At 72.8% G+C, this 12300-nt stretch carries 8 protein-coding genes; 4 read left to right on the forward strand and 4 right to left on the reverse strand.

Annotation, left to right across the window (positions count from 1 at the left end):
- Positions 1–228: 228 nt before the first annotated feature.
- On the reverse strand, positions 229–2553 hold the full coding sequence (locus tag ACI3ET_RS06960; protein ID WP_405032272.1) for a glycoside hydrolase family 3 protein: 2325 nt from the start codon (positions 2551–2553) through the stop codon (positions 229–231).
- A gap of 91 nt (positions 2554–2644) precedes the next feature.
- Here ACI3ET_RS06960 and ACI3ET_RS06965 point away from each other — a divergent pair, with 91 nt between their 5' ends.
- The 4 genes from ACI3ET_RS06965 (at position 2645) to ACI3ET_RS06980 (ending at position 7862) form a co-directional block, all read left to right on the forward strand.
- On the forward strand, positions 2645–3889 hold the full coding sequence (locus ACI3ET_RS06965) for a cysteine desulfurase-like protein (protein WP_405032273.1): 1245 nt from the start codon (positions 2645–2647) through the stop codon (positions 3887–3889).
- Positions 3886–5160, forward strand: coding sequence for an alpha-amylase family glycosyl hydrolase (locus ACI3ET_RS06970; RefSeq protein WP_405032274.1), 1275 nt, complete (start codon positions 3886–3888; stop codon positions 5158–5160). The genes ACI3ET_RS06965 and ACI3ET_RS06970 overlap by 4 nt, the downstream gene beginning before the upstream one ends.
- Before the next feature lie 102 nt (positions 5161–5262).
- Positions 5263–7047: a proline--tRNA ligase gene (locus ACI3ET_RS06975; protein WP_405032275.1), complete on the forward strand. Its 1785-nt coding sequence runs from the start codon at positions 5263–5265 to the stop codon at positions 7045–7047.
- Between the two features lie 17 nt (positions 7048–7064).
- Positions 7065–7862 carry a TSUP family transporter gene (locus ACI3ET_RS06980; protein ID WP_405032276.1) on the forward strand — a complete coding sequence of 266 codons (798 nt, stop codon included), beginning with the start codon at positions 7065–7067 and terminating at the stop codon, positions 7860–7862.
- Between the two features lie 29 nt (positions 7863–7891).
- Here ACI3ET_RS06980 and ACI3ET_RS06985 read toward each other — a convergent pair whose 3' ends face one another.
- Genes ACI3ET_RS06985 through ACI3ET_RS06995 form a run of 3 tightly spaced genes read right to left on the reverse strand, consistent with a single transcriptional unit; the run spans position 7892 to position 12202 of the window.
- Positions 7892–9205, reverse strand: a complete 1314-nt coding sequence (locus ACI3ET_RS06985; protein ID WP_405032277.1) for a CapA family protein — start codon at positions 9203–9205, stop codon at positions 7892–7894.
- 9 nt (positions 9206–9214) lie between these two features.
- On the reverse strand, positions 9215–11191 hold the full coding sequence (locus ACI3ET_RS06990) for a thioredoxin domain-containing protein (protein ID WP_405032278.1): 1977 nt from the start codon (positions 11189–11191) through the stop codon (positions 9215–9217).
- 9 nt (positions 11192–11200) lie between these two features.
- A complete protein-coding gene (locus ACI3ET_RS06995; RefSeq protein WP_405032279.1) occupies positions 11201–12202 on the reverse strand; it encodes a hypothetical protein in 1002 nt (333 codons plus the stop codon).
- Positions 12203–12300: the final 98 nt, after the last annotated feature.

Raw genomic sequence — 12300 nt, forward strand, 5'->3', positions numbered from 1 at the left:
TCGTGTCGTCGCACCGGACAGACCCGCCTGAGCCCTGCGCTGCACAGCCGGGCAGCCCGGCTGCAGAGTCAGGCGCCAGGGGGAGGCGGGTCTGAGGGGTGCGAGGAGGGACCGCGTGCCAGGGACACGCCAGGACCCGGCCGGCCACCTCTGTGGCACGACCGGGCCCTCGCGCTCTGCGTCCTGACGATGCCTCGGCAGGACTTCAGCTGCCTGCGGGGTCCCGGGTCACGGGGCGTACGTCAGGCCGTGACCGAACGGGAAGAGCGCGCCGTCCGTGGTCTCGTCGTAGCCGGGCGTGTCGCTGTTCTGCTGCTCGATGGCCTGGCGGGTGCCGGCGAGCGCGAAGGGCATGCGCCCCTGCGGTGCGACGTCGCCGGAGAGCACGTCGACGAGGGCTGCGTCCGACTGCCCGAACGTCGCCAGGATGGCCCCGGCGTCCTGCAGCCCGCTGGCCTCGTCGAGGACGAACGGCTGGCGGAAGTAGACGTTGAGCACGACCTTTGTCGGGTCGCCGACCTCCTCTGTCACCTGCTTGATGACGTCCAGCGAGGGGGTGGGCTGCCACGACTCGGCCGCCTCCATGCCGGTGAAGTCGAGGATGCTGGACTCCCAGGGGAAGGAACCGCCGAATCTCAGACCGTTGTCGGTGCAGTTTGCTGCGTCGTAGGCGACACAGGCGTCCGCCGCACCGTAGGGGCTCTGTCCGTCGAGCCCCAGCACCCCCTCAAGCACCGACGGGTTGAGGTGCGCGGTGTCGAGGCCCGAGCTCGTGTTGTCGCTCACGTAGGTGTTGGTGCTGACGGTCCGGGACGTGAGCCGGACCACGACGTAGTCCGCGCCGGCGGCGCTGGGACGGGGCTGTCCGGCGGCGACGTTGCCGTCGATCACCTCGTAGCCGGCCTGACTGACGGTGGCCGCGTCGACGTTGCCGAGGACGTACACCTTGGAGCCCGCCTTCATCGGCAGCACGGGGTCGTCGGCTTCGTCGTCCTGGTTCTGCAGCAGGACTGCGGAGCGGCGCTGCAGGTCCAGACCGACCTCCGTGTGCTCGACGCTGCCCACGGTGGTCGCTGCCACGGCGGGGTCGACGTAGGGGTTCTCGAACAGGCCCATCTGGAACATCGGGGCGAGGAGCCGCTGCGCCGCCAGGTTCACCCGGTCCTCCGTGACGAGGCCGTCCTCGACCAGACCGGTGATGACGCTGACGTTGTTGAAGCCGGACAGAGTGTCGGTGCCTGAGTTGGTCGCCGCGGCGACCCGCTCGGGGACCGTGGCCTCCTCCAGGCCCCAGGCCCGGTCGTTGATGATGCCGGTGTCGGAGTTGACGTAGCCCTGGTAGCCCAGGGTGTCTCGGAGCAGGCCGTTGATGACCTGGTCGCTGAAGGCGAAGCCGATCTGGTCCAGCTCCTCGCCCTGGTAGCTCGCGTCCACGGGGACCCCGTAGTAGGGCATGATCGCGGCCACGCCCGCCTCGATCGCCGCCTCGAACGGCTTGAGGTGGTACCCGAAGGCCTCGCCCGGGTAGGTCTGGACCTTCCCGAACGCGTAGTGCGGGTCCAGACCGAGCTCCTGCGGGCCGCCCCCGGGGAAGTGCTTCATCGTCAGGGCCACGTCGGTGTCGGGCGACAGCGAGCTGCCGTCCCTGTCGACCGGGCCCTGCAGGGTGCGAACCAGCTGGGTCATGATGCCCGCCGCCAGGTCGGCGTCCTCGGTGAAGGTCTCGTGGGTGCGGTACCAGCGCGGTTCGGTGGACAGGTCGGCCATGTAGCCGTACATGCCGCGCAGGCCGATCGAGGCCCACTCTTCGCCCATGACCTCGGCGAAGTCCTCGACCACGGACAGGTCCCCGGTGGTCGGCTCCTCCCCGGCCGCTGCCTGGGCTCCGAGCGCGGCAGCCGCGATCCCCGCCTCCTTGGGGAAGGCGGTGAACGCACCGGCCGACTCGTTGATGCCGGCGCGCGCGTCGGGATCGATGTGGTTGCGGGCGTTGCTCTTGTAGAGCAGCGGGACACCCAGCCGGGTTCCTTCGCTGCGCGCCTGCATGCGGTTCATGAAGGTCGCGGCCTCCTCTGCCGAGACCGTGGACCCGGCCGCGAAGCCACCGTCCGTGCCACACTTCTGGTCGCCGGGCTTGACGACCGTGTTCCGGAAGATGAACCGGCGCATCTGCTGGGTGAACTGGTAGTTGTCCGCGGTCCCCGGCACCGCACCCTCGCACCCGGCGTTGAGGGTGTCGATGAGCATGAGGCCGGCCTTCTCCTCCAGGGTCATCCGGGACACCAGGTCCGCGACCCGCTGGTCGGTGCTGCGACGCCAGTCCTCGTACCGGTCCAACCGACCGTTGTCGTTGAGGTCCTTGAACGTCTTGTTGCCGATCCGGATCGTGTCCTTGACCCGGGCCTCGAGCGCGGGCTGGTCCTTGTGGGCCGGGGGGTTCTGCTTGTCCTGGCCCCCGGACGGGCCGTGGGGGGCGGCAGGGGCGACGGTGGCGGACAGGGCGAGGGGGAGGGCGAGCGCGAGGCTGAGCGCCCGGCGGCTGCGATGGTTCATGTCGAGCTCCTTTGGTGACGGAAGAGACAAACCAATCCCGCCGGGCGGGCAGGAACCATCGGTTGCCGGGAGTTGCCCTAGGTTGGGCGCCATGAGGTATGACGTCGCCGCGGTCCGCGCGCTGTTCCCCGCCCTGGAGGGCGGGACGGCTCACTTCGACGGCCCCGGCGGGTCGCAGACACCGACTCCGGTCGCCGAGGCGGTCGCCCGGACGATGACCTCCTCGATCGCCAACCGGGGCAGCGTGACCGCCGCCGAGCAGCTGGCGGAGCGGACCGTCGTCGAGGCACGGGCGGCCATGGCCGACCTGCTGGGGACCGACCCCGCCACGGTCGTCTTCGGGCGCAGCATGACGGCGAACACGATGGACCTGGCCCGCACGCTGGCGCGCTGCCACGGGTGGGGACCCGGCGACGAGGTCGTCGTCACCTCCCTGGACCACGACGGCAACGTCCGGCCGTGGGTGATCGCCGCGGAGGCGGTCGGCGCGACGGTGAGGTGGGCAGAGCTCGACCCCGCGACGGGTGAGCTGCCGCTCGAGGCTGTGCAGGAGGTGCTGTCGGAGCGGACCCGGCTGGTCGCGGTCACGGCGGCCAGCAACCTGATCGGCACCCGGCCCGACCTGCCGGCGATCGTCGACGCTGTCCACCACGTCGGCGCCCTCGTCCACGTCGACGCGGTCCACCTCGCCGCGCACGACCTGCTCGACCGCGACGTCCTGGGCGCCGACCTGCTCGCCTGCTCGCCCTACAAGTTCCTCGGCCCCCACCTCGGCGTCACCTGCGGCCGGGCCGACCTCCTCGAGGGGCTCCGACCCGACAAGCTGCTGCCGTCCAGCGACGCGGTGCCGGAGCGCTTCGAGCTGGGCACGCTGCCCTACGAGCTGCTGGCCGGGACGACCGCCGCGGTCGAGGTGCTCGCGGGGCTGGCCCGGGAGGGGGAGGGTGCGTCGGCGCACCAGGACCCGGACGGGTCGACCCGCCGCGAGCGGCTGATCGCCTCCTTCGCCGCGCTCCACGAGCACGAGGAGGCGCTGCGCACCCACGCAGAGGAGGGTCTCCGCTCGATCGACGGGGTGAGGCTCCACTCCCGGGCCGCCCACCGGACGCCGACCCTGCTGTTCACGCTGGACGGCGTCGAGCCGTCCGCGGTCCACCGGCACCTGGCGGCCGTGGGGGTCAACGCTCCGGCCAGCCACTTCTACGCCTGGGAGGCGAGCCACCGGCTCGGCCTCGGGGCGAGCGGCGGCGTGCGCGTCGGCATCGCTCCTTACACGACGGCCGAGGAGGTCGACCGGCTCCTGACGGGCGTCGCCGAGGTCGTGGCCCGGCGATGAGCGCTGCGATGAGCCCGGGCTGGGTCGACACCGTCGTCTGGTGGCACCTCTACCCCCTCGGCTTCGTCGGCGCGGAGCACACGGCCGCGGAGCACGCCGGGACCGGCGACGAGGTGGCGCACCGGCTGCCGCGAGTCGCCGGATGGCTCGACTACCTGCTGCAGCTCGGCGCCAACGGCCTGCTCCTCGGTCCCGTCCTCGCCTCGACGAGCCACGGCTACGACACGCTCGACCACTACCGGGTGGACCCGCGGCTGGGGGACGAGGACGACCTTCGTGAGCTCCTGGACGAGGCCCGCGGCCGGGGTGTCCGGGTCGCCTTCGACGGTGTCTTCAACCACGTCTCGGAGGACCACGAGATCGTGCGCCGGGCGCTCGCGCCGGGTGCCACGCAGGAGGACCGGGCGTGGCTGCGATGGGTGGGGGAGTACCCCCGCGGCTTCGAGGGCAACCTCGACCTGGTCGAGCTAGACCTGACGCACCCCCCGGTCCAGGACTACGTCGTCGACGTCATGTGTCACTGGCTGGCCGCCGGCGTCGACGCCTGGCGGCTGGACGCGGCCTTCGCACCAGGGGCCGACGCCTGGCGCCCCATCGTGGACCGGGTCCGGCAGCGGCACCCGGACGCGTGGATCCTCGGTGAGGTCATCCAGGGCGACTACGTCGACTTCGTCCGGCGTTCCGGCATGCACTCCGTGACGCAGTACGAGCTGTGGAAGGCGGTCTGGAGCTCCCTCAACGACGTCAACCTGCACGAGCTGGCCTGGGCGCTGACGCGGCACGCCGACTTCTGCGCCGTCTTCCGCCCCCAGACCTTCGTCGGCAACCACGACGTCACCCGGATCGCCAGCAAGCTCACCGACCCGCGGCACGTCGGCACCGCGGCTGCCCTGGCGCTCCTGCTGCCCGGGGTGCCGTCGGTCTACGCCGGTGACGAGCAGGGTTTCACGGGCGAGAAGCTGGACCAGCCCGGCGGCGACGACTCCGTCCGTCCGCCGTTCCCCGACAGTCCCGACCAGCTCCTGCCCCACGGCCGAGCCCTGCTGGAGGAGCACCAGCGGATCGTCCACCTGCGCCGGACGCACCCGTGGATCACCACGGCCACGGCCACCGCCAGGGACGTGGCCGACGCCACGGCGGCGATCGACCTGGTCGGAGCTCAGGAGGACCAACGGCTCACCCTCGGGCTCAACCTCACGGACGACCCCGTCACCCTCGGCGGGGTCCACGGCGACCTCGCCGTGCCCTCCCACGGATGGGCGCTCGGGTAGTCTGCGACGGTCCCCCCGGCCCTGCGGACGCCCGTGCGCCCACGGCATACGGTCCGGGGTTCGGGACCACCCGCCCCAGCCAAGGAGTGCACCCTCGTGGCCATGCGCCTGTCGACCCTGTTCCTGCGGACCCTGCGCGAGGACCCGGCCGACGCCGAGCTGCCCGGGCACAAGCTGCTCGTGCGCGCCGGCTACATCCGACGGGCCGCCCCCGGCATCTACACCTGGCTGCCGCTGGGCCTGAAGGTGCTGCGCAGGGTCGAGACCGTCGTCCGCGAGGAGATGGACGCGATCGGGGGCCAGGAGCTCAGCTTCCCCGCGCTGCTGCCGCGCGAGCCCTACGAGGCGTCCGGCCGCTGGACCGAGTACGGTCCCAACCTCTTCCGCCTCCAGGACCGCAAGGGCAACGACATGCTCCTGGGCCCGACGCACGAGGAGATGTTCACGCTCGCGGTCAAGGACATGTTCAGCTCCTACAAGGAGCTGCCGCTCACGCTCTACCAGGTGCAGACCAAGTACCGCGACGAGGCCCGCCCGCGCGCCGGACTGCTCCGCGGCCGCGAGTTCATCATGAAGGACTCCTACTCCTTCGACGTCGACGACGCCGGGCTCGAGGCCGCCTACCAGCGGCACCGCGAGGCCTACGTGCGGATGTTCGACCGGCTCGGGCTGGACTACGTCGTCGTCTACGCCGACTCCGGCGCCATGGGTGGGTCCGCGAGCGAGGAGTTCCTCGCGGTCAGCCCCGACGGGGAGGACACCTTCGTGCGGTGCGAGGCGAGCGGGTATGCCGCGAACGTCGAGGCGGTCGTCGTGCCCCAGGCACCCCCGGTCGACCCGGGCGTGGTCGCGGCGACCCCGGCCGCGCACGTCGAGGACACCCCCGACTCACCGACGATCGACACGCTCGTCGCGCAGGCGAACGGGCTGCACCCGCGCGCCGACGGGAGGTCCTGGACCGCGGCGGACACGCTCAAGAACGTCGTCGTTCTGCTCACCCACCCCGACGGGACCAAGGAGCCGCTCGCGATCGGCCTGCCCGGCGACCGCGAGGTGGACGCCAAGCGGCTGGACACGCAGGTGGCCCCGGCCGAGTGGGCGCCCTTCGACGAGAAGGACTTCGCCGCCCACCCGCTGCTGACCAAGGGCTACATCGGCCCGTCCGTGCTCGGGCTGGAGGCGCCGTCCGGGATCCGCTACCTGCTCGACCCCTCCGTCGCCGAGGGCTCGGCCTGGGTCACCGGTGCCGACGAGCACGGCAAGCACGTGTTCGACCTCGTGCTGGGACGCGACTTCACCGCCGACGGGACGGTCCAGGCCGCCGAGATCCGCGAGGGCGACCCCAGCCCCGACGGCGCGGGCACGCTGACGCTGGCCCGCGGCATCGAGATGGGCCACATCTTCCAGCTCGGCCGCAAGTACGCCGAGGCGCTCGACCTCAAGGTCCTGGACGAGAACGGCAAGCTCGTCACCGTCACCATGGGCTCGTACGGCGTCGGCGTCTCCCGCGCCGTCGCCGCCGTGGCCGAGGCCACGCACGACGAGGTCGGGCTGTGCTGGCCGCGGGCGCTGGCCCCGGCCGACGTGCACGTGCTCGCCACGGGCAAGGACCGGGCGGTCTTCGAGCACGCGGAGAAGCTGGTGGCCGAGCTCGAGGCCGCCGGTCTCGAGGTCGTCCACGACGACCGGCCCAAGGTGAGCCCCGGCGTGAAGTTCAAGGACGCCGAGCTGCTGGGCGTGCCCACGATCGTCGTCGTCGGCCGCGGCCTGGCCGACGGCACGATCGAGATCAAGGACCGGCGCACCGGTGAGCGCCGCGAGGTGCCCGTCGCCGACGCCGCCACCCAGGTCCTGGCCGAGGTGCGCGGCGACGCGCACCCGGCCTGACGGCATACCCCGCGTCCTTGCTCGAGACCCTCGACCCGGGTGTCCTGGTCTTCCTGGCGCTGGCCGGGCTGACCGCCGGCTTCATCGACGCGGTCGTCGGCGGCGGTGGGCTCGTGCAGCTGCCGGCGCTGCTCGTCGGCATCCCCGGCGCCACGCCCGTGCAGCTGCTGGCGACCAACAAGCTCGGCTCCATCGCCGGCACGACGACGAGCTCGATCACCTACTTCCGTCGGGTGCGTCCGGACCTGCGGACGGCACTGCCGCTGGCGGGAGCGGCGTTCCTGGGCAGCGCGGCCGGTGCAGGGACGGCCTTCCTCATCACCAAGGAGTCGTTCAACCCGATCATCCTCACGGTGCTCGTGGCGGTCGGTGCCTACACCCTGGCCAGGCCCTCCATGGGGCAGATGCAGCGGCTGAGGTTCGGGCACGTGCGCCCGCGGCGGCACCTGGCGGTCGCCCTGCTCATCGGGCTGGTCGTGGGAGCCTACGACGGTGCGCTGGGTCCGGGGACCGGGTCGTTCTTCGTGTTCGCGCTGGTCAGCGCTCTGGGCTACGGCTTCCTCGAGGCCAGCGCCAAGGCCAAGATCGCCAACCTCGCGACCAACCTCGCAGCCCTGGTCGTCTTCGTGCCGCAGGGGGCGGTCATGTGGGAGGTCGGCCTGGTCATGGGGGCGTGCAACATCGTCGGGGGCTACCTGGGCGCCCGCGTCGCGGTCGCCCGCGGGAGCCGGTTCGTGCGGGTGGTGTTCGTGGTCGTGCTCACGGCCTTCGTCGTCAAGATCGGGTTGGACACCTGGGTGCAGTTCACGCACTGAGGCCGCGAGGCCCCGTGCCCCTGCGTCGGTCAGGGCTGCTGCGGCGTCGCGCCGCACCCGCCGAGCAGGTCCACGGTCGTGGTGGTGCGCTCCCAGGTCTCCGGGTCGGTCTCGGGGGAGACGAGCCGGACGACGTGCGGCCCCGGCTGCTGGCCCGGCACGATCTCGACGCGCGTGGGCTGGTAGTCCATCTGCGTGGTGACCACGCCGTCCGTGTCACGGCGCAGGGTGAAGGAGGCGACCATGCCCTCCTGCGTCGCCGGCACCAGGTTGACGTTGGTGTCCGGCGACTGGTTGGACAGGAAGTTGCCGAGGCCGTAGACCACCTGCTTGCCGTCGACCTCCTCGCACGGCTGGATGACGTGCACGTGCGTGCCCAGGATCAGGTCGACCTCTCCGGAGCCGAGCAGGTCCTGCGCGATCTGCGTCTGGTCCTCCGTGGGCTGGGCCTGGTACTCGTTGCCCCAGTGCATGCTGACGACGACGAAGTCGGCGCCGTCGTCCTTCGCGGCCCGGGCCTGCTCGGCGATGCCCTCGCTGCCGAGGTTGGGCCAGGAGCTCGCGACCAGCCACGGCGCGTCGCCCGGGATGTCCGTGGTCGGCATCCCGGCGTTGGGGTAGGTGTAGGTGTAGGCGAGGTGGGCCACCTGGGCGTTGCCGCCCTCGGTCGGGACGTCGTAGACCTCCGCGAGCCCGGCGCGGTCCTCGTGGGCGGTCGGCCCGGCGTAGCCCATCCCGGCGTCCCGCATGACCTGCTCTGTCGCCTCCAGGCCACCCAGCCCCATGTCCATGGTGTGGTTGGAGGCGAAGTCGCAGCCGTCCACGCCGGCGTCGGCCAGCGCGGTGGCCATCTCGTGGGGGGTGTTGAAGACCAGCGTGTCCGGCACCGAGAGGTTGGTGTTGTCGGGGGACAGCGGCGTCTCCAGGTGGCACAGGGCCAGGTCGGCCTGCGAGATCAGCGGTGCCACGTCGGCGAACATCGGTCCGTAGTCGTAGCGACCCTCCACCGACCCCGCGTAGGCGTTGGCCGTCAGGTTGAGCCGGGAGTGGGCCAGGATGTCGCCGGTCGCCGCGAGGGTGACCTCCAGCGGCGCGTCGTCGGGTGCGTCCTGCCCCTCGGCGGTCGCGGGGTCGTCCTGGGCGCCCTGGTCGGAGGTGGTCGACCCGTCGCCCGACGTGCCCTCGCCCGACCCCTCCGACGTGCTCTCGCCCGATCCCCCCGACGGTGCCGGCGCGGGTGCCGGGACAGAGGTCGGGTCGTCCCCGCCCAGCAGGCCGCAGGCCGTCAAGGACGTCGTGGCCATGAGGATCGAGGCTGCTCGTGCAGCCAACCGTGCGCGCATCTGGGCAGACTAGCCGCGGATGCTGAGTTCGCTGGGGTGCACCACCGGCAGGTCGCAGACGGTGCCGCGGCAGACCGTCGCCGACCGCCGTCCCTCGAGGGCCGGGGTCCCCGGGTCTCCGTCGACCACGAGCGTCCCCACGGGGGTATGCCGTGCCGTCTCGGCGAGGGTGGTGGGCGCCGTGCCCGAGGTCGCCGCGCCCTGATCGCCCCCGTCCGCCGACAGCGTCACCAGCAGCGGCCCGGCCGCGAGCTCCTCCGCGGCGACCAGCGCCCACCCGGCGAAGCGGGGGGCCTGCCGCGCCGTCGTGGCGATCCCCTCCAGCGCGGTGGCCGCGGCGTCGAGGTGACCTGCGTGGGCAGCCTGCGCCCCGTGGCGCACGAGGGCGAGGGCGAGGGCGCTCGCCCCTCCTGGCTCGGCGTTGTCCCCCTCCGGTCGCGGGTCGAGCACCAGCCGCTCGGCGTCGTGGCCGGTGGCCGCGAACCCGCCGTCGGCCCGCCCGAACAGGCCGACCGCCGCGTCCAGGAGCGAGCCGGCCTCGCTCAGCCAGCTCGCGTCGCCCGTCGCCCGGTGGAGCGCGAGCAGGCCGTCGACCAGGTTGCCGTGGTCCTCGGCCACGCCCAGGGCCGCACCGACGACGCCGTCCCGGGAGGTGCGGCGCAGCCGCCCGTCGACCACGTGCGTGCCCAGCAGGAAGCGGGCGCAGCGGGCGGCGACGTCGACCCACTCCGGCTCCTCCAGCAGCCAGCCGGCGTGGGCCAAGGACGAGACGAGGAGACCGTTCCAGGCGGTGACGACCTTGTCGTCGCGCCCGGGCTGGGGGCGCAGGGTCCGGTGCAGGTCGAGGCGCTCTCGGACGCCGGCCCACCACGCGGGGTCGGCGGGGTCCTCGCGCAGCTGCAGGGTCGAGGCTCCGTGCTCGAAGGTCCCGGTCGCGGTCACCCGCAGCAGCTCCGCGGCCCGCGCACCGTCGTCGTCGCCCAGGGCGTGGCGCAGCTGCTCGGGCGTCCACACGTAGGTGAGCCCCTCGACGCCCTCGGTGTCGGCGTCCAGGGAGCTGGCGAAGGCCTCCTGCTCGGTCCACATCTCCCGCAGCAGCCAGTCGACGGTCTCGCGCACGACGCGCTCGGCCCAGGGGCGGGCGCCAGGGTCCGCGCGCCAGAGGTCGGCGTAGACGCCGAGGAGGAGGGCGTTGTCGTAGAGCATCTTCTCGAAGTGCGGCACCACCCAGGCGCGGTCCACGGCATACCGCGCGAAGCCGCCGCCGACCTGGTCGTAGATGCCCGAGCGGGCCATCGCCTCGCAGGTGTCGCGGGCCATGCCCAGGGCAGCGGGATCACCCGTGCGCCCGTGGTGGCGCAGGAGGAACGCGAGGACCATGGAGGGCGGGAACTTGGGTGCGCCGCCGAAGCCGCCCCACTGCTGGTCGTAGCCGGTGGCCAGGGTGCGCACCGCCGCGGCGAGGTCCTCGTCGGTGAGGGGCGAGCCGCGGGTGGCTCCGCCCTCCGTCTGCCGCAGCGCGGAGACGATGCGCTCGCTGCCTTCGAGAAGGCGGTCCCGGTCGTGCCGCCAGGTCGCTCCAGCGGCGCCGAGGAGCTGCACGAAGCCGTCGCGGGGCAGGTAGGTGCCGGCCCAGAAGGGGGCACCGTCCGGTGTGAGCAGGCACGTCATCGGCCAGCCTCCGTGGCCGGTCAGGGCCGTGGTGGCGGCCATGTAGACGGCGTCGACGTCGGGACGCTCCTCACGGTCCACCTTGACGGCCACGAAGCCGGCGTTCAGCGCGGCGGCGACCTCCTCGTCCTCGAACGACTCGTGCGCCATCACGTGGCACCAGTGGCACGCCGCATACCCGACCGACAGGAGCACGGGCACGTCCCGGCGCCGGGCCTCCGCGAACGCCTCCTCGCCCCACTCCCACCAGTCGACAGGGTTGTCGGCGTGCTGGAGCAGGTAGGGAGAGGTGCTGGTGGCCAGACGGTTGGGCATGCCCCCAAACTAGGGGAGGGTCATGCCGGGGAAGGGCTGGGCCTGCTCCTCGAGGGCGGCCGACCACGCGACGGTCTCGGCGACGATCCGCACGACCCCCCCGAGCTGCTCGGCGTCGCCGGGCACCCGCACCGAGGCTGACAGGGTGGCCGGGGCGATGTCGGCGACCAGGGCGCGGGCCAGCCCGCGCCGCTGCCCGGCCGTCTCCAGCGGTTCCGGCAGGTCGTAGCCGAGCGGAGGCACGGGGGCGGTCTCCCCGGCGAGGGTCTCCAGCTGACGCGTGACCACGAGCAGGGGTTGCAGGACCGATTCGTAGGCCGCCCGCTCCTCCCCGGAGGACCGGGCGGCAACGACCTCCAGCCCGAAGACGGCGGGGCGGGTCACGGACAGCACCGGCACGGCCGCGGCACCGGCCGGGCCGGCCAGCGGCGGCCACGGTACCGGCGCTCCCAGCAGGGCGGCGCTCGCCCCGTGCTGGGCGGCGAGCGAGCAGAGCATGGCCAGGTTCGTCGGCGTGCTGACCGAGGCCTCGCGCACGGCGTCGGAGAGGTCCTCGACCAGGACCCGTCCGAGGACGCTCGCCTCCCTCCGCGGCGACGCGGTGGCGTCCGACGTGTCCGTCGTCGCGCCGCCGTCGTCGGGCGCGTCCGTGGTGGGGACGGGGTCGACGGACGGTGACACGGCGGGGGCGTCGAGCAGGGCGGGCAGCGGGACGCCCCCGAGGGTGATGAGCTGCTCGAGCCGCTCCTGCTGCAGCGCCCAGGTCTGCCCCAGCCCGCGGGCAGCGGGCGGCAGCGACACGTTGTCGAGGGACTGCAGGTAGCCGTGGACGCGCTGCCGGGCGGCGATGAGCAGCTGGGTGTCGGCGGGCCAGGTGCGCGGGTCGTCGGCATCCACGTCGCCGGTGGGCACGACGTTGTCGGGACGCTCCTCCTGGCAGCCCGTGACCAGCAGCGCGGCCGTCCCGAGGGCGCCGAGCAGCACGAATCGACGGGTCGGACGCGGAGGCATGACGAGGATCATCGCAGACGGTAGGCTGGACGACCCAGGACCGGTCGTCCGGGGCACCGTCGTGCCCGGAGCCGCGACACACACATCAGAAGATGGCA

This window comes from Ornithinimicrobium jinqii, assembly GCF_045032595.1.
In the GTDB taxonomy this organism is placed as follows: domain Bacteria; phylum Actinomycetota; class Actinomycetes; order Actinomycetales; family Dermatophilaceae; genus Ornithinicoccus.

Coding starts and splice junctions, on each gene's coding strand:
- ACI3ET_RS06960 (WP_405032272.1), bottom strand. CDS start 2,553: ATGAACCATCGCAGCCGCCGGGCGCTCAGCCTCGCGCTCGCCCTCCCC.
- ACI3ET_RS06965 (WP_405032273.1), top strand. CDS start 2,645: ATGAGGTATGACGTCGCCGCGGTCCGCGCGCTGTTCCCCGCCCTGGAG.
- ACI3ET_RS06970 (WP_405032274.1), top strand. CDS start 3,886: ATGAGCGCTGCGATGAGCCCGGGCTGGGTCGACACCGTCGTCTGGTGG.
- ACI3ET_RS06975 (WP_405032275.1), top strand. CDS start 5,263: ATGCGCCTGTCGACCCTGTTCCTGCGGACCCTGCGCGAGGACCCGGCC.
- ACI3ET_RS06985 (WP_405032277.1), bottom strand. CDS start 9,205: ATGCGCGCACGGTTGGCTGCACGAGCAGCCTCGATCCTCATGGCCACG.
- ACI3ET_RS06990 (WP_405032278.1), bottom strand. CDS start 11,191: ATGCCCAACCGTCTGGCCACCAGCACCTCTCCCTACCTGCTCCAGCAC.
- ACI3ET_RS06995 (WP_405032279.1), bottom strand. CDS start 12,202: ATGCCTCCGCGTCCGACCCGTCGATTCGTGCTGCTCGGCGCCCTCGGG.